Source organism: Kitasatospora sp. NPDC001119 (genome assembly GCF_053598475.1).
In genome coordinates, this window is record NZ_JBSFKI010000016.1 from 197,800 (window position 1) to 218,808 (window position 21,009).

Here is a 21,009-nt window from a genome sequence, read left to right on the forward strand (position 1 = left end):
GCGAGAGCGGTGCCCCCTGGTGATCCCCGCCGTGCCCGACCCGACCGTGCTGCACCCCTTCCCCGAACAGCCGCGGGTGGTGCTCCTCAAGCCGCTGCTCACCTCGCCGCTGATCGAGGTCGGCGAGTACTCGTACTACGACGACCCGGACGACCCGACGGCCTTCCAGACCCGCAACGTGCTCTACCACTACGGGCCGGAGAAGCTCGTCATCGGGAGGTTCTGCGCCTTCGCCACCGGGGTGCGGTTCGTCATGAACGGCGCCAACCACCGGATGGACGGGCCCTCCACCTTCCCCTTCCCCATCATGGGCGGCTCCTGGGCCGAGCACCTCGACCTGATCACCGGCCTGCCCGGGCGCGGCGACACCGTCGTCGGCCACGACGTGTGGCTCGGCTACCGCGTCACCGTCATGCCCGGGGTGCGCATCGGCCACGGCGCGGTCGTCGCCGCCGGATCCGTCGTCACCTCCGACATCCCCGACTACGCCGTCGCCGGCGGCAACCCGGCCAAGGTGATCCGGCTGCGGTACGACGAGGCCGACATCGCCCGCCTGCTGGACCTCGCCTGGTGGCACTGGCCCGCCGAGCACCTCACCCGCCACCTGCGCACCGTCATGTCCGGCACCGTCGACGAGCTGGCGGCCGCCGCGCCCGGCACGCCCGGCGCCTGATCCCGCGTACGGTGCCGGGCCCGCGGCCGGGGCCGCTCCCCCGCCGCGGGCCCGTCGCCGTCCCCCGGCTGCGGCCGTCCCCGGGCCGCGGCCGTGCTCAGGCCGTGGCGGGGCGGTGGAGCCGGCGGGCGGCGGTGCGGATGGCGAGGGTGTACGGGGCGTCCAGGGCGCGGGTGCGGGCGTCGAGGTCGTGGAAGGGCACCAGGGCCCGGTGGGTGTCGTCGGTGGTCTGGGTCCAGGCCGTCCAGGCGTTGTGGACGTCCTCGTCGGTGACCTGCTCGCCCTTGGCCTGCAGCAGCACGGCGTAGAGGCGGAACAGGTCGTCGGCGCCCTCGGGGGGTCTGGCCTCCGTGGGCAGGCAGGAGCGGATCAGGTCGGCGATGGGGTCGAGGTGGCTCATACGGCCAGTGTGCCGCTGACGAGCGTGCCGGTGAGCAGGATCAGATGGGCCGCCGCGAATATCATCGGCACGAGCCGTTCCGTGGTGCCGAGTTCGGTGTAGTGCCGGTGGCGCCGGCCGGCCGCCGCGGTGTTCCTGAGGGCGTCCCACTCGTCGGTGTAGATCCGCGCGGACAGCTTCTCCTCCAGGCTGTTGATGACCTGGAACTTGGCGCCGTTGAGGTCCCGGTAGCTGCGCAGCTGCATCCACCAGGCGCCGGAGAGGGTGATGCCGGCCAGCGCGACGGCGGTCGGCACCCACCACGGGGACTCGGACAACTTCGGTATGCCGAAGCCGATCAGGGTGACCAGCGCGGTCTGCACGGACAGGAAGAAGGTGTTGGCGCTGCCCCGGCGGGCCGAGACCCGGTCGGCCATCTCCACGGCGAGCAGGTACAGCTCCAGCAGTTCGGACCGACGGTTCGGCTCCGGCGGCGTGGTCATCGCGCATCCCCCTCGGGCAGGTGGTGTGCCGGCTTCGCCCGCTGCCCGGGCTCCCCCCGTTGTGTCCATCCTTCCCTTCGGGCGGGCCCGCCAGTGCTGCGCGGGGGTGCCCGGCCGCCGGCGGTGGGTCCGGTCGGCGAGGGTCCGGTCAGCGCGGGTAGGTCGACGGCCGCGCGTACGCCGGGCCGCCGGGGGCGGTGGCGGGCACGGCCGTGCCGGGCGCGACGGCGGCGGGCGACGCGGCGGAGGGCGCGACGGCGCCGGCCACGGCGGCGCCGCCGTCCGACAGGGCGCGCAGCGCGGCGCCCGCCTCCGACTCGCCCTCCCCGTACTGGTGCGCGCGGGCGGTGCGCAGCGCGGCGCCGAGGTGGCGGGCGGCCTCCTCGGGGTGGCCGGTGGCGGCCAGGGCGCGGCCGTAGAGGGTCTGCAGGACCACCCGGCGGGTGACCGGGAAGGGCGGTTCTGCGACGGCCAGGCCGCGGGCGGCGTGCTGGGCGGCCTCCTCGTGGGCGCCGGCGGCCAGGCACTCGTGGGCCAGGTGCTGGCGGGCGAGGCCGACGAGGTCGGCGCGGCCGGCCCGTTCGGCCAGGGACAGGGCCTTCAGCAGCAGGCCGTGCACCCGGGCCCGGCCGGCGTGGTCGCCGTGGCGGGCGAGCGCGACGGCGTGGTTGACCAGGGCGACGGCCTGGGCGCAGCCGTCGCCGGCCCGGGCGGCGAGGTCGGGGGCGCGTTCCAGGTGGTCGAGGGCCTGGTCGGGGCGGCCCTCCTCCAGCAGGACCCAGCCGAGCAGGGCCCGGGCGCGGGACTGGGCGCCGGGGTCGCGGTCGGCCTCGGCGGCGGCCAGGCCGTGTTCGAGCAGCGGTGCCCAGCCGTCCCGGACCTGCCAGACGATCAGCGGCCACTGGAGCAGCACCAGGCGCCAGGCGCGGTCGTGCAGTCCGGCGGCGACGGCCGCCTCGACGGCGCCGCGCAGGGTGTCGCGTTCGGCGGCGTACCAGGCGAGGGCGCTCGCCCGGTCGGGGAAGGGGCGGACCTCGGCGGGGCGGCGGGTGCCGGGCGGCAGGGCGCAGCACGGTTCGCTGCCCGGTTCGGCGGCGGCGCAGGCGGTGAGGAGGGTGTTGAGCAGGTGGTCGAGCAGGCGGGGCAGCACCTGGGTGTCGGTGTCGCCGGGCAGGCTGCGGGCGTAGAGGCGGACCAGGTCGTGCAGGGTGTAGGCGTCCCGGCCGATCTGCACGATCAGGTGGGCGGTGGCCAGTTGGGCCAGGGCGGCGGCGGCCTCGTCGGGGCGGCAGCCGGCCAGGGCGGCGGCGGTGCGGCTGTCGAGGGTGGCGCCGGTGTGGGCGCCGAGGCTGCGGAACGTCCGGCGGGCGGGTTCGCCCAGGTGCTGGACGGTCAGGGCGAGCGCGGCGGCGACGCTGGTGTCCTCGACGTCGAGGAGGTCCAGGCGGTCCTGCTCGTCGGCGAGTTCGTCGGCGAGGGCGGCCAGCGCGCGGGCCGGGCCGGTGGCGAGGCGGGCGGCGGCCAGCCGCAGGGCGAGCGGCAGGCCGTCGCACAAATCGGCCAGGCGGGCGGCGGCCTCGGGTTCGGCGGCGACCAGGTCGGGGCCGAGGGTCGCGGCGAGCAGGGTGACGGCCTGCGGGGAGGAGAGTTCGGCGAGCGGCACGGGGCGGGCGGCGTCGGAGGCGACCAGGCCGCCGAGCCGGTCGCGGCTGGTGACCAGGGTGACGCAGTCGTCGCCGTCGGGCAGCAGCGGGCGCACCTGGTCGGAGCGGCGGGCGTTGTCCAGGACGATCAGCATCCGGCGCCCGGCGGTCAGTTCGCGGTAGCGGGCGCCCATCGCCTCGGCGGTGGCGGGCATCCGCTCGACGGGCAGGCCCAGGGCGAGCAGCAGTTCGCGCAGGACGGCGGCGGTGTCGCGCTCGGGCAGCGGGCTGTGGCCGCACAGGTCGACGAAGAGCCGGCCGTCGGGGAAGTCCTGGTGGCGGCGGTGCGCCCAGGACAGGGCGAGGGTGGTCTTGCCGACGCCGGCGCCGCCGGTGAGCAGGGCGACGGCGCCGGGGGCGGCGGTGGCCCGGTCGAGCGCGGCCAGTTCGTCCTCCCGGCCGGCGAAGCCGCGCGGGCGGCGGGGGAAGGGCCAGGGGGTGTGCTGCGCGGCGGTGGCGGCGGGTGCTGCCGGGGGGCGGGCGGTGGCCGGTGCGGGCGCGGGTACGGGTGCGGGTCGCTGGTCGGGGACGGAGGCCAGGCCGCCGACGGTGGGGACCCGCGTGGGCGGCACGGGGTCGAACGCCGGCCGGTCGAAGGCCGGGCGGTCCGGCGGTTCCTGGTCGCTCGGGTGCCGGGCGGGCGGCACCCGGTCGGAGCGGCCCGGCGGCAGGGCGGGGCGCGGGCCGGCGTCGGGGCGGCTCGGCGGGGTGTCGGTGCGCAGCAGGCGGGCGTAGGCGTCGGTGAGTTCCGGTCCGGGGTCGATGCCGAGTTCCTCGGCCAGGGCCCGGCGGGTGCGGTGGAACCAGTCGAGGGCCTCGGAGCGGCGCCCCGCGCGGCCGAGCGCGTGCATGAGGTGGGCGACCAGCGGTTCGCGCAGCGGGTCGGCGGTGGCCTCGGTGTGCAGCAGGCCGGCGGCCGCGCAGTGGTCGCCGAGCCGGCCGTGGGCGCGGGCCAGGTCCTCGACGGCGGCCAGCCGCCGTTCCTCCAGGGCCCGGGCGGCGGACTGCAGCGGCAGGCCGGCGGTGGTGCCGGCCAGGGCGGGGCCCCGCCACAGGGCGAGTGCCTCGCGCAGGTCGGCGGCGGCCCGGGCGGTGTCGTCCAGGGAGCGGGCGCGGGCCACCAGGCGGTCGAACCGTACGGTGTCCACGGCCTGGTCGGGTGTCCGCAGCCGGTAGGCGCCGTTGTCGGTGACGAGTTCGACGCCGGCGGCGGGGGCGTCGTGGGCGGTGAGCAGGGAGCGCAGCCCGGAGACGTGGTTGTGGATGACGGTGCGCGAGTGCCGGGGCGGTTCCTCGTCCCAGAGGGTCTCGGTGAGCCGTTCGACGGTGACCGGTGCTCCGGGGTTCAGCAGGAGCATGGCCAGCAGGCTGCGGCGCTTGGCCGATCCGGCCGGAAGCTCGCGGCCGTCCGCGGCCACCACGGCCACCGAGCCCAGCAGTCGGAACTCCACGCACCCCCCTTGGATCAGATGTATATGACAAGCATATGACAGCACGCGATCCGTCGGTCGCGGAGCGTCGCCCACGAACGGGCGGGGCGGCGCACCGCGGACGGCGGGGCGGCGGGCACCGGCCCCGCCGCCCCGCCTGGTCCGGGGACTACGAGGTGACGGCGTCGTCCATGGACTGCTGCCAGTAGCCCACCTTGAGCGAGTCGTCGATGTACAGACCCTTGGCGGGCAGCGAAGGGTTGCTTCCCGCGCCGACGCTCTCGTTGCCGGAGGGACCGTGGAAGTAGACCGCCAGCGAGGTCTCGGTGCGGCCGTGGCCGCCGCTGCCGTCGGTGGCGGACAGGTTCACCGAGGCGTAGCCGGACTCGCCGGGCTTGAGCGTGACGACGGCCTGCGGCTTGGAGTCCTCGATGACCGGCGGCACCGACTGGGCCTCGCCGAAGCGCACGGCCGGGTAGCCGTAGAGGTAGCAGGGGGCGCTGCCGGTGTTGGTGACGGTCAGCAGCAGGTGGTTGACCGGGCGGGTCAGCGGGGCCGCGACGGTCTTGGTGACGGAACCCTCGCAGGTGACGGCCTTGCCGTCCGCGGGGCTCGGGGGCTTCGGGGCGGCGGGCGCCTTCGCGGAGGGCTTGGCGGAGGCGGGCGAGCCGGTCGCGGCGGGAGCACCGGTGGCGGGTACCGGTGCGGGGGCCGCCGGGGCGGGGGCGCTCGCGGCGGGCGGGGCGGTGGGCGCCGGGGAGTTCGCGGAGGTCCCCTTGCCGCCCGCGTCCCCCGCGTCGTCGTTGCACGCCGTCAGGGTGAGCGCGGCGAGCGCGGCGGTCGCGACGGCGGCCAGGATGCGGGTGCGGGAGGTACGGGCGGTGCGGATGCCGAGCATGTGGGCGTGGCCTCTTCGAAGATCGTTCGGTGTGGTGCTTGGATGACCGGAGCCTGCCCGGTGGCCCGTCCCAGCCGCCACGGTCGACGGCCGGTCAGGGACGCTGGGACACTGGGAGGGGCCCTGAGCAGGGGGGATGCCGGGGCCCTGGAACACGGGGATGAGACATGGGGGTTGGACGATGGGAATGCCGCACGCGACGGGGAGCCCGGCGGCGGACGATCTCGCGGCACTGCTGGGGGAACTGAAGGAGCGTTCGGGGCTCAGCTACGGGACGCTCGCCAAACGCCTGCACCTGAGCACCTCGACGCTGCACCGCTACTGCATCGGCGCCGTGGTGCCGCCCGAGTTCGCGCCGCTGGACCGCCTGGCGCGGCTCTGCCGGGCGACGCCGCAGGAGCTGATGGAACTGCACCGGCGCTGGATCCTGGCCGACGGGGCACGCCGGGCCCGGCCGGGGCAGGAGGCGGGGGCTTCCGCTCCCGCGGCCGCCGCCGCCGTACCTGCGGCCGTACCCGCTCCCGTCCCGGAGCCCGTACGGGAGGCGGACACCGGCCCGGCGCCGTCCGGGCCGGCGCCGTCTGAGCCGGCGCCGGACGGCGAGGAGGACGAGCCGGTCGCCGTCGGCGTGCCGTCCGGGGGCCCTGCGCCGGGGCGGGGCCGGCGCCGAGTGCTGCTGGCCGCCGTCACCGCGGCGGCCATGCTGGGGGCGGTGGCCTTCAGCCTCGTCCCCTCCGGCGGGCACGGGAACGGGGCCAACGGTGGGAGCGCGGAGACGGCCGCCGACCAGCGCCCGGCCGGCGCCGCCGAGGCGGCCGCCACCGACACCGGCCAGCCGGGCAGTGCCGGGCCCTCGACGCCGGGCGCCTCCGCGTCCACTCCCCCGGGCGGCGCGGGCCAGGCGCCCTCCGCCGCCCCCTCGTCCTCCGACGCCGGGCCCGGCCTCCTCGGTTCAGAGTCGGGCGGGGCCGGTGAGGCCGGCCCGGGCGTCTCCGTCTCCGCGAGCGGCTCCCCGGCCGGCGCCTCGCCCAGCGCCACCGCCACCGCCACCGCCACCGCCACCGCCACCGCCACCGCCGACCCGTCGCCGCTGAGGATCGCGACCCGCCCCTACGTCTACGAGAACCCGTGCTACCAGCACTTCCTCGTCGACAGCCCGCCCCAGCAGGTCGGCCCGCCCGCCAACGAGCCGGAGGCACCGCGCTGGGCCGCCGCGTACGGCGCGGTCGCCTCCGGGGAGCAGCGGGTCGCGCTGACCGTCCAGGGCACCGGGAAGGACACGGTCGTCCTGGAGGCGCTGCACGTACGGGTCGTGACCAAGGGCGCGCCGCTCCCCTGGAACGACTACGCGATGGGGGTGGGCTGCGGCGGCGGGGTGGAGAGCGCCTCCTTCGACATCGACCTGGACAGCGGCAGTCCGACGGTCACCGCCCGGGGCGGGCAGCGCTCCTTCCCGCGCAAGGTCAGCGAGTCCGATCCCGAGGTCTTCTACGTCACCGCGCATACCCGGGCGCACGACGTGCGCTGGGAGCTGACCCTGGACTGGTCCAGCGGCGGGCGCAAGGGCACGATGCGCGTCGCCGCGGGCAACACGCCGTTCCGTACCAGCGGGGCCACCGGGCGGCCGGGCTACGACTACCCGTTGGGCGGCAGCGAGTGGGAGCGCCGGCCGCGCTGAGCCCTCGGAAGCCGAGCCCGGCGGGCCGGACGAACCGCCCGCGCCGGGCGGGCCGGGCGGGCCGGGACCAAGCGGAGGAACCGACTCCGACGGCTGTTACCACACGTCCGCGCAGCTCACGCGCGGGCCGGGTGATCGCCAGGGCACCCGGCGGCCACCACAATGGTGCGGACAGTTCCTCGGAAGTACAGAGAAAGCGAAACACCCATGGATCTCGGCGTGCGCTGGAAGCTGCACGGCGACGGGCGTACGCCCGCGCCGGGGGCGGTGGTCCGTCCCGACGAACGGCTCTCCTGGCCCCGCACGGTAGGGCTGGGCGCCCAGCACGTGGTGGCGATGTTCGGGGCGAGCTTCGTGGCGCCCGTGCTGATGGGGCTCGACCCGAACCTCGCGATCATGATGTCCGGCGTGGCGACCGTGATCTTCCTGCTGGCCACCAAGGGCCGGGTGCCCAGCTACCTGGGCTGCTCGCTGTCCTTCGTGGGCGTGGCGGCGGTGATCCGGGCGCAGGGCGGCACCAGCGCGACGGTGACCGGCGCGGTGTTCGTGGTGGGCGTGGTGCTGTTCCTGGTCGGGGTGGCGGTCCAGCGGTTCGGGGCTCGGATCATCCACGCCACGATGCCGCCGATCGTCACCGGCGCGGTGGTCATGCTGATCGGCTTCAACCTCGCCCCGGTGACCGCCTCGACGTACTGGCCGCAGGACCAGTGGACGGCGCTGCTGGTGATGCTGTTCACCGGTCTGGCCGTGGTGTGCCTGCGCGGCTTCTGGTCGCGGGTGGCGATCTTCCTGGGGCTGCTGTTCGGGTACGGGATCTCCTGGCTGTTCGACCGGGTCTTCGGGAAGATCCACTCGGTGGACGGCGGCGGGCACATGACCGACCACTGGCGCCTGGACCTGTCGGGTGTCGGCAAGGCGGACTGGATCGGCCTGCCGACCTTCCACGGCCCGTCCTTCCAGTGGTCGGCGATCCTGGTGGCGCTGCCCGTGGTGATCGCGCTGGTCGCCGAGAACGCCGGGCACGTCAAGGCGGTCGGCGAGATGACCGGCTCCAACCTGGACGACAAGCTGGGCACCGCGATCTCGGCGGACGGCATCGGCTCCATGCTCTCCACCGCGGTCGGCGGCCCGCCGAACACCACGTACTCGGAGAACATCGGCGTCATGGCCGCCACCCGGGTCTACTCGACGGCCGCCTACTGGTGCGCCGCCGGCTTCGCCCTGCTGTTCGGCCTGTGCCCGAAGTTCGGCGCGATCGTCGCCGCGATCCCCGGCGGGGTGCTCGGCGGGATCACCGTGATCCTCTACGGCATGATCGGCCTGCTCGGCGCGCAGATCTGGACCAGGGCCCAGGTCGACCTGCGCAACCCGCTGAACCTGGTGCCGGCCGCGGCGGGCATCATCATCGGCATCGGCAACGTGTCGCTGAAGTTCACCGACACCTTCAGCATCAGCGGCATCGCGCTCGGCACGCTGGTCGTCATCACCGGCTACCACGCGCTGCGGGCGCTGGCCCCGGCGCACCTCAAGACGCAGGAGCCGCTGCTGGACGAGGGCACCTCCTCGTACGACGAGAACGCGGAAGGCACTGAGGGCGCCGGGGGCACCGGGGCACCGCGCACCCCGTAACGGACGGGAGCAGGGCCGGGTTCACCCCGGAGGACGGCCGGCGGAAGTGACCGAAAAGCACTTCCGTCGGCCGTTTCGTCTGGCCGGGCGGGCCGGTTGCTGGTCGAATCACTGCGCGCTCGTATCGGCCACTCATCCCCCCGGGAGAGGCATGTCCCCTCTGACCCACCGCCGCAAGGCCGCCACCGCGGCCGCCGCCCTCGCCACGCTGGCGCTCACCTGCGGCCAGGCCTCCGCCAGCAGCCCCGCCGCCGACGCGGGCAAGGTCCTGTGGACGCCGAGCACCAGCACGGGCCCGTCCTCGTTCAAGGCCGTCCAGTGCGCGGCGAACAACTTCGGCGTGGTGAAGGACCCCGCCAAGGGCAGCGTGTGGCGGGCCTTCCAGGCCGCCGGTGAGGAGCGCTGCGAGACGCTCAGCCCGGACCTGAAGGAGGGCGACACCTTCTACCTGGGCTGGTCGTCCAAGGTGGACATCAAGGACACCAACAGCCGGTACGTCTTCCAGCTGAAGTGCTCGCCGAGCACCGACACCGCCAACCACCCGATCGAGATCGACATCGTCAACGGGCGCGTCCGCCTCCAGGAGTGGGACACCGCCCACGTGGCGCACTCCCTGTGGACCGCGCAGACCACCAACAACACCTGGCACTCGTACGCGCTGAAGATCCGCCTGGGCCGCACGGACGGCACCATCGACTTCTGGTTCGACGGCGTGAAGCAGACGTTCACCACGGGCTCGGGCACGTTCAAGGGCACCACCTGGGACGGCAACCGCAACTACCTCAAGTGGGGCTCGTACCACCCCTCCACGGGCGACGCGACGAACACCTTCACCAGCCCGGTGATGGCCACCACCCTGGAGGCGGCCACCGCCGGCTCGTGAACAGCCGTGGGCCCGGACCGCGCCGGACGCGGTCCGGGCCCACTGTCCGGCGGAGTCGTGGTCGCCCGCCCCGCAGGCGAGTTCGCGTACGTACCGGCGCGTTGCCCGCCCGGGCAACCTTTGCTGCCCGCCCGTACCTGGCACTGGTTCGCCCCCGCCCAGTATCAAGGAGGAGTCGACCGCCCCGCGCCCGTGGAGAGCCTTCCTTGCACGATCACGAGACCACCAGAGCCACCGAGACAGGCGGCCGTACCCCCGCCCGCAAGCCCAGCCCCGCCCCGCCCACGCGGCTGCTCGGCCTCCAGGCCACGGTCGGCAACGCCGCGGTCGTCCAGATGCTCCGCCAGGCCGGCCGATCCCAGACCGGCCACTCCCAGGTCGGCCACTCCCAGGCCCGACCCGAACAGCACCGACACACCGTCGGCCACGTCCCGGCCCGTCCTCCGGCCGCCGTCCAGCGCGTTGAGGGCGGATCGGACACCGACGCCGAATCCGAGTTCCGGCTGGGCGTCGCAGCCACGTTGGAACGGGTCATCAACGACGACGTCAAGGACCGGCTGGGTGTCAGCGGGCTGCACCTGAGCATCGGCGGCGGAGGCGGGGTGGCCGCGCTGAAGGCCGCACGGCCCGTCCAGGACCTCGATCTGCGGCTCCACATCGCCGACCCCGAGGGCCAGGACCCGGAGCTGCGCCGGCAGGTCGTCGCGTACCTCGAAGCCCTGCTGCAGGACGAAGCGGGCACGGACGCCAACGGCACGACGGTGAAGGGCACGTTCGGCGGGGCCGAGGTCAGCGTCACGCTGGGCAAAGTGCCCACGGAGACGCGGGACATGCAGGTGCACGAGAGCTCCGCCCGGGTTCCCCTGACGGTCGTGGCGCCGCTGCGCCTGTTCACGGACAAGGTGACCGCCTTCGCCATGCGCAAGGAGAAGGAGGGAGAGGTCCTGGCGGAGAAGCGGCAGAGGGACGCCCGTGACCTGCTGACCCTCCACTCGCAGATCACCGCCGAGGGGGAACTGGCGGACGTCCTGGCCGAGAACGCGGACAACGACGAGCTCATCCACCACGGCCTGAAGAAAGCGGCCCAGTTCACGCAGGAACTGGGCCGCTACCGGAAGGACCACACGGGCGACTTCGAATCCGAGGAGTGGGAGCGTCTCCGGGAGATCGGACGGACCCTGGAGAGGGTCGCCAAGAACCTGCGCAAGTCCAAGGCCGAGCCCCCGGCGCAACCGGCGCAGCCGGCGAGCCCCTCCGGCACCGCCCCGACGGCCGTCGACGCCCCCGCCGGCACGGACTCCGGCGCGATGACCAAAGCCGACCGCAAGGCCGCCAAGCAGGCCAGGCGGCAGCAGAAGCTGATCGAGCGGCCACCGACGGACTGAGGGACCCCGCCCCGGACCGCGGGCCCGGACCGCCGTGGATGCGGTCCGGGCCCGCGGCTTCACACGGCCGCGGGGGTCGGCCGGGTCCTGCGGCGGATCAGCAGTACTTGAAGGAGCTGATCTTGTCGTTGATCCACGACGGGAGGGAGGGCCACCGCTCCCAGGGGCCGATCCTGAACTCCGCGCCGCCGTAGTCGTTGTGCTCGTAGAAGCAGATGCTGCTCCCGGTGTTGTTCACCACCGACGACGTGACGTCCTGCATCCCCGTCCACAGGCCGCCCTTCCGTTCCAGCTTGCCCATGTCGCTGATGTTCTGGTCCGAGGCGATCGCCGCGAACTTGCCGGTGGAGCCCGTGTTGCCGACGTAGCTGTTCTCGGTCCACAGGCAGACGTAGTTGGTGGGGCACGCGCCGGCGCCCTGACCGATGCCGAGGATCGTGTTGGCGCTGGCGGAGCCCGACACGGTCACGACCAGTCCGACGGCGGCGGCCGCGCACAGGCCGAGCCTGGTCATCTTCTGGGAAAGCTTCATGACGATCCGTTCAGGTCGAGGTGGGGAGTCGAGGTGGGGCTTCGAGGTGAGGGGGGTCAGCAGAACTTGAAGGAGCTGATCCTGTCGTTGATCCACGACGGGATGTAGGGCCAGTGCTCCCCGGGCCCGATCTTGAACTCCAGGCCGCCGTACCAGTTGTGCTCGTAGAAGCAGATGCTGCTCCCGGTGTTGTTCAGCACCGACGAGGTGATGTCCTGCATACCCTTGTCCCCACCGGAGTCGCGCTTCTGGAGCTTGCCCATGTCGCCGGTGTTCTGGTTCGACGCGAAGGAGCCGAACTTCGCGTCGTTGATGGTCCCGCCCCGGATGAAGTTGGCCTCCGACCACAGGCAGACGTAGCCGTCGGGGCACGACCCGGCCCCGTGGCCGATGTCGTAGACGTTGGTGGCGCTCGCGGAGGTCGCCCCGGTCACGATCAGGCCGACGGCGGCGGCGGCGGACAGGCCCAGCTTGGCCAGGTTCCTGGAGAGCTTCATGACGATCCGTTCAGGTCGAAGAAAAGGGGAGGAGGGGGAGGGGGCAGGTCAGCAGAACTTGAAGGAGCTGATCCTGTCGTTGATCCACGACGGGACGGAGGCCCACTTCTCCCGGGGGCCGATCCTGAACTCCAGGCCGCCGTAGTTGGTGTGCTCGTAGAAGCAGATGCTGCTCCCGGTGTTGTTCACGACCGAGGAGGCCTCGTCCGCCATGCCCTTCCAGCGCCAGAGCTTGCTCTCGAACTTGAACTTCCCCATGTCCGCGATGTTCTCGTTCGCGCCCACGGCCCCGTAGTCGACCCCGCCCTTCGGGTTCCCCACGATGTAGTTGTTCTCGCTCCACAGGCACACCCAGTTGGCGGGGCACTTGCCGGGACCGGTCTCGATCGAGGTGAGGATGTCGGCGCTCGCCGTCGTCGTCGTGGCGGCGAGCACCCCGGCCACCGTGGCGGCACCCACCGCGAGCCTCGTCGCCAGTCGCCGCAGGTTCATCATGATGGTCTCCTCTGCTCTTCAACTGCCCAGGGGGCGCTCCGACGTTCGTTCGCGGAGCAGCACCACTGTGGCGGCGAGGGCAGGCGGGACGCATCGGTCATCCGACTGCATGGGGAACCGGCGCCGGCGACCCAGTCGGCGACCTAAGTCGGCGACCTGGCCGGACCGTAGGCGTCCGGGCATAGGTAGCGTGGCCCGCGGACGCCGACGGGGCCCGGACCGCGGTGGCTGCGGTCCGGGCCCCGGGCTTTCCGTTCCCCGGCTGCTTCGGCTACTTCAGCAGGAAGTCGTACACCGCCTGCCTCCCGGCCGGGTTCGCCGCCCGGTTCTGCACCGAGTGCGCCGCACCCGGCACGATCACGATCTGCGGGTCGTGCGCCAACTTCGCCTGCTCGTAGAGCAGTTCGTACGGCGTGGCGATGTCGCGGTCGCCGCCGAGCAGCAGCACCGGCACGTCCGGCAGCTTGTGGTGCGCCGGCGGGAGCGGCGGCACCGGCTCGCGCGGCCAGTCCAGGCAGACCAGGAGGCTGCCGAGCCCGGTCGCGGTGGCCGGGTCGTACGGCCAGGTCTGCTCGGCGGTCAGCCGCTGCCGGGTGCGCTCCAGCGCCGCCGCCCGGCCTTCGACGGGGGTGTCGGTGCTGCCCCACGGGAAGCGCGCGTCCGCGCAGACGGTGGCGGAGTGCAGGCCCTGGCTGAGGTCCTCGGCCGGGGCGGCGTCGACCACCTGGTGGACGAGGTCGAAGAGGTCCTGGAGCTTGGCGGGCTGCCCGGCGGCGGCCTCGTGCAGCGCCTCCGGGACCCCGCCGAAGTCCGGGTCGATGAACTCGTAGCCGGTGAGCGCGCTCAGGATCTGCGCACCGTTGCCGTAGCGGCGGACGGTGGCGGCGAGGTCGGCGGCCGGGTCGGTGGTGCAGCCGGTGGCCTGGCAGGCGGCCCGCAGCACCCGGGCGGTCGCGGGCATCGCGGCCAGGTCGAGGGGGTCGAAGCCCCCTGGCGGCGCCACCGAGTCGAGCACCAGCCTGGCTACGCGGGACGGGTGGGCGAGCGCGTATCGCTCGGCGACGATGGTGCCGTACGAGACGCCGTCCAGGGTGAGGCGCCGGGCACCGAGGGCGCGGCGCAGCAGGTCGATGTCGGCGACGGTGTCGGCGGTGCTGTAGAAGCGGGCGTTCGGGCCGAGGGCGGCGGCGCAGTCGGCGATCGACTGCTTGCGCGGCACGGCGAGGTCGGAGGAGCCCATGTCCTCCTGGAGGCCGGGGCACTGGAGCGCGCCCCGGCCGGTGCCGCGCTGGTCGTACATGACCAGGCGGTAGTCCTTGAGGACGGGCTCCAGCTTGCCCGCCATCTGCCGCACCGTCGGGACGCTGGCCTGGCCGGGGCCGCCGGAGAGGAACAGCAGGTCGCCCTTGGGGGCCTTGGTGTTGCCGCCGACGGCCACGGCGAGGTCGAGGGTGCCGGGGATGGCGCCGCTGTGGTCGAGCGGGACGGTGAGGGTCCCGCAGGTGAACTCGGGCGCGTCCGGGCAGGGTGCCTGCCCGGTGATCCCGCCGCCTGGCCTGTCCGTGGCGGCTGCGGGGGTGGCGGGGGTGGCCAGGGTGGTGCCGGCGACCACCGCGACGGCGCCCAGCAGAGCGGCGATGCGGCCGCGCGTGCTCGTCATGTGAGTCCTTCCGCTCGCACCGCGCCCGTGCGACGCGGTCACGGAAGCAGCCTGCGCCCCAGGGGACTTCGATGGCGAGCACCCGGGCGGGATTCGCCCGGAGAGCGAGCCGTCACGACCCGGACGGCCCCCTGTTGCCGATCAGCCCCGAGCCGGGAACTCGCCCGCTTTGACGGCATCGAGGAAGCTCTGGAACGCCGCCGGGGTGAACTCCAGGACAGGGCCGCGCCGGTGCTGCTTGGTGTCGCGCACCGGGATGGCGCCGGTCACGGTCCGGCCGACCTCGACGCAGTTGCCGTTCTCGCTGCTGCTGTAGCTCGACTTGGCCCAGCAGTAGCCGCCCTGGTCGAGGGTGATGCCGTCGTGCATCGTCATCCCCTCAAAGTACGTCGAACTCACCACTGCGGACAGCGGTAACGAACAACTCCCACGCGTCGGCCGGAAACACGAGGGCCGGCCCCTCCGGATCCTTGGAGTCCCGAACCGGCATGACACCCAGGTAACCGTCCGCAACCTCGACACAGTCACCCCCATTGTTACTGTGAGTGCTCTTCCGCCACCCAGCTCCGGCCAGGTCAACTTCCGCAGCGTTCATAGCCCTTCCGTGCCCTCCCCCGCTCGCGCAAAAACGCTCGGCTGGGGTTCCCCAGCCGAGCGTTTGACTACCTCTTCACGGCCTCAATCTCTTGCAGGCTCCGGCTCAGACCTCGCCGAACTCGCCACTGCGGACAGCGGCGACGAACGACTCCCACGCGTCGGCCGGGAAGACCAGAGCGGGGCCGTCGGGTCCTTGGAGTCTCGGACGGGCATCAGTTCACGTGAGCCGCGCGCGACCTCAAGGCAATCGCCGCCTTGCTGGCTGTACGTCGACTTGACCCAGGAAACGCCGGACAGATCTCGGCAGTCGGCCATGACACTCCTCTCAAAGCACGTCGAACCCGCCGCTGCGGACAGCAGCCACGAACGACTTCCAGGCATCGGCCGGGAAGACGAGAGCCGGGCCCTGGGGGTCCTTGGAGTCACGGACGGGGACCAGGCCAGGGAAGTCGGGAGCCACCTCGACGCAGGTACCACCGTTGTTGCTGTAGCTGCTCTTGTTCCAGGAAGCACCCGTCAGGTCAACGTTCTCGCCCATGCTGAAGAGTCCCTTCACACCTGGCTGATCATAGGAACGGTGCCGCCCCACGGCAGGGCATCACCCCTGGAGTCGATCGCACTTCCGGACTGCTCTACCCACCCAGGAATCGACCAAAGCCCGGAGTGCCCGGCCTACCCGCCCCTCCGGTACTCGCCGATGTACGGCTGAACCGGGAACTCGCCCGCTTTGACGGCGTCGAGGAAGACCTGGAACGCCGCCGGGGTGAACTCCAGGACGGGGCCGCGCCGGTGCTGCTTGGTGTCACGCACCGGGATGGCGCCGACCGGGGTCCGGCCGACCTCTACGCAGTTGCCGTTCTCACCAGCCGAGTAGCTGGACTTGGCCCAGCAGTAGCCGCCCTGGTCGAGGGTGATGCCGTCGTGCATCGTCATCCCCTCAAAGTACGTCGAACTCACCACTGCGGACAGCGGTAACGAACAACTCCCACTCTTTGACCGGAAAGACGAGAGCTGGCCCCTCCGGATCCTTGGAGTCCCGGACCGGCATGACACCCGGATAGCCCTCCGCCACCTCGACGCAGTTGCCCCCGTTGTTGCTGTACGTGCTCTTCCGCCACCCGGCGCCGGCGAGGTCAAGTTCCATAACCCTCGCGTGCCCTCCCCCGCTCACGCAAAACGCTCGGCTGGGGAGGCCCCCAGCCGAGCGTTTGGCTGCCTGTTCGCGGCCTCGATCTGCACGACAACCAACCACGTGCCACCAGGCAGGTGACTCCTCTTTCAGGCTCCGGCTCAGACCTCGCCGAACTCACCACTGCGGAGGGCGGCGAGGAACGACGTCCAAGCCTCGCCAGCGAAGATCAGGGCCGGACCTTCCGGGTTCTTGGAGTCACGGACGGGGGCCAGGCCAGGGAAGTTGGGAGCCACCTCAACGCAATTGCCGCCTTGCTGACTGTAGCTCGCCTTCACCCAACGGGCAGCGGCCAAGTTGATGTCGGACATTCGATCCCTTTCCGAGCAGCGCGCATCCATTCGAGAGTCGCCGTCTCGGCCAGCGCTCCCACCTGGAGCCGATCGTAGCGTTTCCTCCAGCTGGCGAGCCGATCGGCGTCCCGCTCAAGGTGGCTCCGACCCTCGGACTCCGAGTAGCCCAGGAGAGACTTGTCAGGGAGAGTCAGGAGCACCATCGGCAAGGCGAACGGACGTTCCTCAGCCAGCGCGAACGGTGCAACTTGAAGGATCACGTTGTTGACGGCATACAGCGACTCCAGATGGGCGAACTGTGCCCTCATCACCTCACGACCACCGATAGGGCGATGCAGGCAACTCTCATCCAGTACGGCATGCACCAATGGCGGTCGAGCACGGTGGAGCAACTGCTGCCGCGTGAGCAGGTAGGTTACTCGTTCGTCCGCTTGCTGCGGCGTGATCATTCCCCGACGGACATCGCCAGCTACCAGAGCCCGGGCATAGGGCTCGATCTGGAAGAGACCTGGGATGACTCCAGCTTCGTAGATCCTTATCTCGGTGGCCTTCTGCTCCTGGGCTGCGAACTCGGGGAACCCCTCCAGCAATGCCGAGTGCTTGGCCTGAAGCCACATCAGCAGAAGGGTTCCACCCGTCTCCAGCACTCGATCGACATCACGTGCGAACGCCTCGCTTGGCGGGGTACGTCCAGGCGGAGCAAGTTCGGCATAGGAGACGTAGGAGGGATCGACCCCCACACGCTTCGCCAGCTGGGCCTGTGTGAGGCCAGCAGCCTTGCGGGACCTGCGAAGTTGCACCCCGAAGGGCGCCCACGGGCCTGATGTTGGATCAAGTTCTTTGAGGTTCACTGATCTTCACCTACTTGCCGAGCACCAACTTCAAGATTCAGATTGAGTTCCGATCGTAGCGGGCGAGGCGGCACTATGGCTACACCCGGTGATTCCCCGGGCGCACAGAGCAACCTGCGGAGATCTCATGCATCACGCACGGAATCCCGGACCTCTCCTCCAACTCCACGAAGCCAACCAGCACTTCGGCGATCTGGAGGACGGTGAGCCGCGCGAGGGCGTCTTCGCGGAGGCGACACTTCGGCCGCCCGGCCGCCGTCCCATCGACGAGCATCCGCTGCCGCCCGCCACCAATACCTCTTACCTGGAGCAGAGTTGAGCAGGACCAGCATCTTGACCAAACCCCCCGCCCGCCGGTCGGGCCAGCAGGTCTTCGCCCTGCGCGAGGACCCCGGCGAGTCGGGTGAACTCCTCGTCCTCCTGGTCGATCCCGTCTACCGGGACGGCCTGGTCCTCCCCGGCGGCAGCGCCGAGCAGGACGAACTCCCCCACCTCGCGGCCCGCCGGCACTTGGAGACCGAGACCGGGCTCGTCCTGCCCCTCCGCACCATCCTCACCATCGACTACGTGCCCGCCGCCGAGTTCCCCGAGGGCCTCGACCTCGTCTACGCGGGCGGGATGCTCACGCCCCAGCAGGCCGAACTCGTCCGCCACCACCAGCCCCCGGAGGAGATCCACGCCCTCCACTGGGTCCCCCGGTCCGAACTCCGCAACGCCATGGCCGACGACCAGTACCGCCGCGTCGAGGACGCCTGGGACGCCTGGGAGCACGGCGACGGCCTCCCCCTCCTCATCCAGGGCGTCCCGGTCCCGGTCGGCTGACCAAGGCGACACCCCCCAGGCCGGACCGCCATGGGCGCGGTCCAGGCCTTCAGTAACAGTCGCGCACGGCGCACTCCCCCCGCACGCACCCTCCCTCGAGGTACTTCGCCATGCTCAAAACCCGCCGCCCCCGCATGTTCGTCGCGCGCCTCGACTCCCGCATCGAGTCCACGCCCCTGGCGCGCTACCTCCTCCGTGCGTACCTCTCCGGCCTGCCCTCCGGCGACCGGTACGCCGACACCGCCGAGCTCCTCCTCGGCGAACTCTTCGCCAACGCCGTCCAGCACTCCGACGCGCCGGACGACCACCCCATCGAGATCCGCTTCACCCTCACCGGCTCCCGCCTCCGCCTCGAAGTCCACGACGCCGGCACCACCCACCCCACCCTCCGGACCGCCGCGCCGGACGCCGAGCACGGCCGCGGCCTGCTCCTCGTCAACGAACTCGCCGAACGCTGGGGCTGCTCCTCCCAGCCCGACGGCATCGGCAAGTACGTCTGGGCCCTCGTCGCCCCCACGCCCGCCCCCGCCCTCGTCACCGCCTGAAAGACCCAACCCCCATGCACCTCACGACCCTGGCCCGGCACGCCCTCTCCCGTGGCCGGACCCCCGCCGAGACGTACGCCCTCCTCGCCCGCCGCACCCGCAAGCCGTTGTCCTCCGCCCGCGCCGTCTGCCTCGCCCTCACCATCCCCCACGCCGAAACCACCCGACGCCTCAACGACTGCTACGACGCCCTCCTCGCCGACCCCCACCCGAACTCCGAGACCGACACCGGCGAACTCCTCGAAGCCCTCGGCGTCTTCGACATCCCCAAGTCCCTCACCGACACCGAACTCACCATCGTCGACCACCTCCTCACCGCCATCGACGCCCACGGCAGCCTCCGCCCCGGCCACCACCACGGCCTCCAGCGCTGGTTCACCACCGGCAACCTCACCACCGCCTACCTCTCCCTCACCACCACCCACCCCATGCCCCACACCGGCAACCCCACCCTCTACTGGACCACCCTCACCACCGCCGGCGAACTCCTCACCACCACCCACCACTCCGACACCCGCATCAAGTACGCCCTCGCCCACTGCCGCGCCCGAGCCACCCGACCCTGAGAACCCCACTGCGCAGGAAGTCGGCGGGTCCGACTTCCTGCGCAGCACGCTGGCGGACCCGCCGGCCTCCGCGGTGGTGACCATGCCGTCGAGCAATCCGAAGGACCATCACGTAGAAGAGGAGCCAACGGTGTTTCGGATGCGCGAGGCGACCGCGGCGGACGCTGCCGCGATCGCCGACATGATCCGCGAGCGTTCCCGCTGGTTGTCGGAGCGCGGGCTCGGCGAGTGCGAGGCGGCGGCCGACGAGTTCGGGGCCCAGGCCGCGAACCCGGACATTCCCGTGTGGGTGCTGGAGCACCGGGAACGCGGTGTCGTCGGCTGCACGACGATCATGCGGGAGGACGCCCTCCCCCTGTGGGGCTTCACCGACGAGGAACGTGCCGAGCCCAGCCTCTTCCTCACGACCAGCTTCACCCGGCCGAATCCCTACCGCCTCGGGCGCCTGCTCGCCTGGTGGGCCCTTGACCACGCTGCCGTGAACGGCATCCGCTGGGTGCGTCGCGGCACCGCCCAGGAACAGTTGTCGCGCTACTACCAGCGTGGTCAGGGCTGGCAGCTGCTGCGCGTCGCCGATCTCCCCGAGGCGAAGGTCCACCTCCTCCAGCGCCGGGCCGAGCGCTTGCCGGAACTGCCGGGCCTCATGTCCGGGCGTGCACTGCGGGAGGCGGCCCCAGGACGGCTGCTGACCGACACCACCGGCTGACGCCCGGGCCCGGACCGCCGCGCACGCGGTCCGGAGACCCGGGACTCGCCCGGCTCACAACAGGCCCAGCGTGTCCAGGGCGAGGTAGGCGGCGCCGTGTCGGTCATCTCGCCGCCGCGCAGGACGCGGGTGCGGAACTCCCGCAGGTCGACGGTGACGACGTCGATGAACTCGTTGCGCTCCGGGCGTGGTTCGGCGACCTTGACGCAGTCGGTGGCGACGAAGGCGTAGCGGCGGACGTCGGAGTAGGCGTCCAGCCAGTACGAGCCGGCGGCGCGGACCTGGCCCCGGTAGCCGGTCTCCTCCAGCAGCTCGCGGGCGGCGGCGTCCACCGCCTGTTCGCCGGGGTCCACGAGGCCGCCGGGCAGTTCGTACAGCACGCGGTCGGGGCCGGGCCGGTACTGGCGGGCGAGGATGACGCGCCGGTCGGGGGTGAGGGCGAGCACCGCGCCGCCCGGGTTCTCGCGCTTGAGGTAGAACTCCTCCGTCCTGCCGTCGGGCAGCTCGAACCCGACGCGGTCGACGGACCGCCCGAACTTGCTGAAGACGGTGGTGCGTTCACGTTCGCGCCACGACGCGGTGGTGTCGGTCATGACCGGGACTGTACGGGCCTGCCCGGTCGCCGGGCCCGCCCACCGCGGGCGGCGGCGGGCTCGCCGACCGAACAGCCGACTCCCCTACCCGGCGGGTCAGTTGTCGTTGTTGACCTTGGTGTAGGCCGCGCTGTAGCCGGTCGGGCAGTAGAGGGTGTCGCTGCCGTTGCCCATGTGCCAGAGGCCGTTGACGGTCGTCTGGTTGCCCTTGACGTTGTCGTTGTTGCAGACCAGCACCAGCTGCCAGTGGTTCTTCGTGGCGGTGGTCTGGCAGCTCACCGAGCCCCAGTTCGTCCCCTGGGTGGTGCTGCAGTACGAGGTCGCCGAGGCGCTCGGCGCCGCCATCACACCGGCGGCCACCAGCAGTGCCGCACCCGCCCCCAGAGCCGCGATTCGACGCATGGCCTTCCATACCTTTCTTCGTGGGATCGTTCTGGTCATTCGTAAGATCAGGGCACCCAGGGATGCCGGGTGTGGCTGTCATGTCATTGCCGCGTCCGTG

General features: G+C 72.2%; 25 protein-coding genes and 1 pseudogene. 8 read left to right on the plus strand and 18 right to left on the minus strand.

The window, feature by feature from the left end:
* The first annotated feature begins 22 nt into the window (after positions 1 to 22).
* Positions 23 to 673 carry a CatB-related O-acetyltransferase gene (locus tag ACWDD9_RS21480; RefSeq protein WP_387975193.1) on the plus strand — a complete coding sequence of 217 codons (651 nt, stop codon included), beginning with the start codon at positions 23 to 25 and terminating at the stop codon, positions 671 to 673.
* Positions 674 to 770: 97 nt separating this feature from the next.
* Here ACWDD9_RS21480 and ACWDD9_RS21485 read toward each other — a convergent pair whose 3' ends face one another.
* The 4 genes from ACWDD9_RS21485 to ACWDD9_RS21500 all read right to left on the minus strand — a co-directional run bounded on the left by ACWDD9_RS21485 (position 771) and on the right by ACWDD9_RS21500 (position 5,577).
* Positions 771 to 1,073, minus strand: a complete 303-nt coding sequence (locus ACWDD9_RS21485) for a DUF7701 domain-containing protein (protein ID WP_074005344.1) — start codon at positions 1,071 to 1,073, stop codon at positions 771 to 773.
* Positions 1,070 to 1,555 carry a RipA family octameric membrane protein gene (locus ACWDD9_RS21490; RefSeq protein ID WP_053112619.1) on the minus strand — a complete coding sequence of 162 codons (486 nt, stop codon included), beginning with the start codon at positions 1,553 to 1,555 and terminating at the stop codon, positions 1,070 to 1,072. Before ACWDD9_RS21490 ends, ACWDD9_RS21485 begins: the two co-directional genes overlap by 4 nt.
* A gap of 148 nt (positions 1,556 to 1,703) precedes the next feature.
* Positions 1,704 to 4,709 (minus strand): BTAD domain-containing putative transcriptional regulator, encoded by a 3,006-nt coding sequence (locus ACWDD9_RS21495; RefSeq protein WP_449812353.1) that lies wholly within the window; start codon positions 4,707 to 4,709, stop codon positions 1,704 to 1,706.
* Positions 4,710 to 4,857: 148 nt separating this feature from the next.
* Positions 4,858 to 5,577 carry a DUF4232 domain-containing protein gene (locus ACWDD9_RS21500; RefSeq protein ID WP_449812376.1) on the minus strand — a complete coding sequence of 240 codons (720 nt, stop codon included), beginning with the start codon at positions 5,575 to 5,577 and terminating at the stop codon, positions 4,858 to 4,860.
* 196 nt (positions 5,578 to 5,773) lie between these two features.
* Here ACWDD9_RS21500 and ACWDD9_RS21505 point away from each other — a divergent pair, with 196 nt between their 5' ends.
* From ACWDD9_RS21505 to ACWDD9_RS21520, 4 genes are all read left to right on the plus strand, one after another.
* Positions 5,774 to 7,264, plus strand: coding sequence for a helix-turn-helix domain-containing protein (locus ACWDD9_RS21505; RefSeq protein ID WP_449812377.1), 1,491 nt, complete (start codon positions 5,774 to 5,776; stop codon positions 7,262 to 7,264).
* Between the two features lie 207 nt (positions 7,265 to 7,471).
* The gene (locus tag ACWDD9_RS21510; RefSeq protein WP_449812354.1) at positions 7,472 to 8,893 is read left to right on the plus strand and encodes a uracil-xanthine permease family protein; all 1,422 of its coding nucleotides are present in this window, start codon (positions 7,472 to 7,474) and stop codon (positions 8,891 to 8,893) included.
* 151 nt (positions 8,894 to 9,044) lie between these two features.
* Positions 9,045 to 9,776, plus strand: coding sequence for a heparin lyase I family protein (locus ACWDD9_RS21515; RefSeq protein WP_449812355.1), 732 nt, complete (start codon positions 9,045 to 9,047; stop codon positions 9,774 to 9,776).
* A gap of 206 nt (positions 9,777 to 9,982) precedes the next feature.
* A complete protein-coding gene (locus ACWDD9_RS21520) occupies positions 9,983 to 11,161 on the plus strand; it encodes a hypothetical protein (RefSeq protein ID WP_449812356.1) in 1,179 nt (392 codons plus the stop codon).
* 97 nt (positions 11,162 to 11,258) lie between these two features.
* Here the strand turns inward: ACWDD9_RS21520 and ACWDD9_RS21525 are convergent, their stop codons facing one another.
* The 12 genes and pseudogenes from ACWDD9_RS21525 to ACWDD9_RS21580 all read right to left on the minus strand — a co-directional run bounded on the left by ACWDD9_RS21525 (position 11,259) and on the right by ACWDD9_RS21580 (position 17,275).
* Complete coding sequence (locus ACWDD9_RS21525) at positions 11,259 to 11,693, minus strand: peptidase inhibitor family I36 protein (RefSeq protein ID WP_117485038.1); 435 nt, start codon at positions 11,691 to 11,693, stop codon at positions 11,259 to 11,261.
* A gap of 56 nt (positions 11,694 to 11,749) precedes the next feature.
* Positions 11,750 to 12,190 (minus strand): peptidase inhibitor family I36 protein, encoded by a 441-nt coding sequence (locus ACWDD9_RS21530; RefSeq protein WP_117485043.1) that lies wholly within the window; start codon positions 12,188 to 12,190, stop codon positions 11,750 to 11,752.
* A gap of 48 nt (positions 12,191 to 12,238) precedes the next feature.
* The gene (locus ACWDD9_RS21535) at positions 12,239 to 12,685 is read right to left on the minus strand and encodes a peptidase inhibitor family I36 protein (RefSeq protein ID WP_449812357.1); all 447 of its coding nucleotides are present in this window, start codon (positions 12,683 to 12,685) and stop codon (positions 12,239 to 12,241) included.
* A gap of 271 nt (positions 12,686 to 12,956) precedes the next feature.
* On the minus strand, positions 12,957 to 14,345 hold the full coding sequence (locus ACWDD9_RS21540) for an alpha/beta hydrolase (RefSeq protein WP_449812358.1): 1,389 nt from the start codon (positions 14,343 to 14,345) through the stop codon (positions 12,957 to 12,959).
* Between the two features lie 141 nt (positions 14,346 to 14,486).
* Positions 14,487 to 14,720 carry a DUF397 domain-containing protein gene (locus ACWDD9_RS21545; RefSeq protein ID WP_449812359.1) on the minus strand — a complete coding sequence of 78 codons (234 nt, stop codon included), beginning with the start codon at positions 14,718 to 14,720 and terminating at the stop codon, positions 14,487 to 14,489.
* A 4-nt stretch (positions 14,721 to 14,724) separates the two neighbouring features.
* Positions 14,725 to 14,940 (minus strand): DUF397 domain-containing protein, encoded by a 216-nt coding sequence (locus tag ACWDD9_RS21550; RefSeq protein WP_449812360.1) that lies wholly within the window; start codon positions 14,938 to 14,940, stop codon positions 14,725 to 14,727.
* Positions 14,941 to 15,045: 105 nt separating this feature from the next.
* Positions 15,046 to 15,323: pseudogene (locus tag ACWDD9_RS21555) on the minus strand (DUF397 domain-containing protein).
* Positions 15,268 to 15,480 (minus strand): DUF397 domain-containing protein, encoded by a 213-nt coding sequence (locus ACWDD9_RS21560; RefSeq protein ID WP_449812361.1) that lies wholly within the window; start codon positions 15,478 to 15,480, stop codon positions 15,268 to 15,270. Before ACWDD9_RS21560 ends, ACWDD9_RS21555 begins: the two are co-directional and overlap by 56 nt.
* A gap of 134 nt (positions 15,481 to 15,614) precedes the next feature.
* Positions 15,615 to 15,875 carry a DUF397 domain-containing protein gene (locus ACWDD9_RS21565; RefSeq protein ID WP_449812362.1) on the minus strand — a complete coding sequence of 87 codons (261 nt, stop codon included), beginning with the start codon at positions 15,873 to 15,875 and terminating at the stop codon, positions 15,615 to 15,617.
* 4 nt (positions 15,876 to 15,879) lie between these two features.
* The gene (locus ACWDD9_RS21570) at positions 15,880 to 16,086 is read right to left on the minus strand and encodes a DUF397 domain-containing protein (protein WP_449812363.1); all 207 of its coding nucleotides are present in this window, start codon (positions 16,084 to 16,086) and stop codon (positions 15,880 to 15,882) included.
* 146 nt (positions 16,087 to 16,232) lie between these two features.
* Positions 16,233 to 16,442, minus strand: coding sequence for a DUF397 domain-containing protein (locus ACWDD9_RS21575; RefSeq protein WP_449812364.1), 210 nt, complete (start codon positions 16,440 to 16,442; stop codon positions 16,233 to 16,235).
* Positions 16,406 to 17,275 (minus strand): helix-turn-helix domain-containing protein, encoded by an 870-nt coding sequence (locus ACWDD9_RS21580; RefSeq protein ID WP_449812365.1) that lies wholly within the window; start codon positions 17,273 to 17,275, stop codon positions 16,406 to 16,408. The genes ACWDD9_RS21575 and ACWDD9_RS21580 overlap by 37 nt, the downstream gene beginning before the upstream one ends.
* A gap of 333 nt (positions 17,276 to 17,608) precedes the next feature.
* On the opposite strand from ACWDD9_RS21580, the gene ACWDD9_RS21585 reads away from it, so the two are divergent.
* The 3 genes from ACWDD9_RS21585 (at position 17,609) to ACWDD9_RS21595 (ending at position 19,208) form a co-directional block, all read left to right on the plus strand.
* On the plus strand, positions 17,609 to 18,097 hold the full coding sequence (locus ACWDD9_RS21585; RefSeq protein WP_449812366.1) for an NUDIX domain-containing protein: 489 nt from the start codon (positions 17,609 to 17,611) through the stop codon (positions 18,095 to 18,097).
* Positions 18,098 to 18,207: 110 nt separating this feature from the next.
* Positions 18,208 to 18,642, plus strand: a complete 435-nt coding sequence (locus tag ACWDD9_RS21590) for an ATP-binding protein (RefSeq protein ID WP_449812367.1) — start codon at positions 18,208 to 18,210, stop codon at positions 18,640 to 18,642.
* Between the two features lie 14 nt (positions 18,643 to 18,656).
* Positions 18,657 to 19,208, plus strand: coding sequence for a hypothetical protein (locus ACWDD9_RS21595; protein WP_449812368.1), 552 nt, complete (start codon positions 18,657 to 18,659; stop codon positions 19,206 to 19,208).
* 546 nt (positions 19,209 to 19,754) lie between these two features.
* On the opposite strand, the gene ACWDD9_RS21600 is transcribed toward ACWDD9_RS21595, so the two are convergent.
* Positions 19,755 to 20,507 carry an NUDIX hydrolase gene (locus ACWDD9_RS21600; protein WP_449812369.1) on the minus strand — a complete coding sequence of 251 codons (753 nt, stop codon included), beginning with the start codon at positions 20,505 to 20,507 and terminating at the stop codon, positions 19,755 to 19,757.
* A gap of 96 nt (positions 20,508 to 20,603) precedes the next feature.
* Entirely contained in the window at positions 20,604 to 20,909 is a 306-nt protein-coding gene (locus ACWDD9_RS21605; RefSeq protein ID WP_449812370.1) for a hypothetical protein, read from the minus strand.
* Positions 20,910 to 21,009 lie beyond the last annotated feature (100 nt).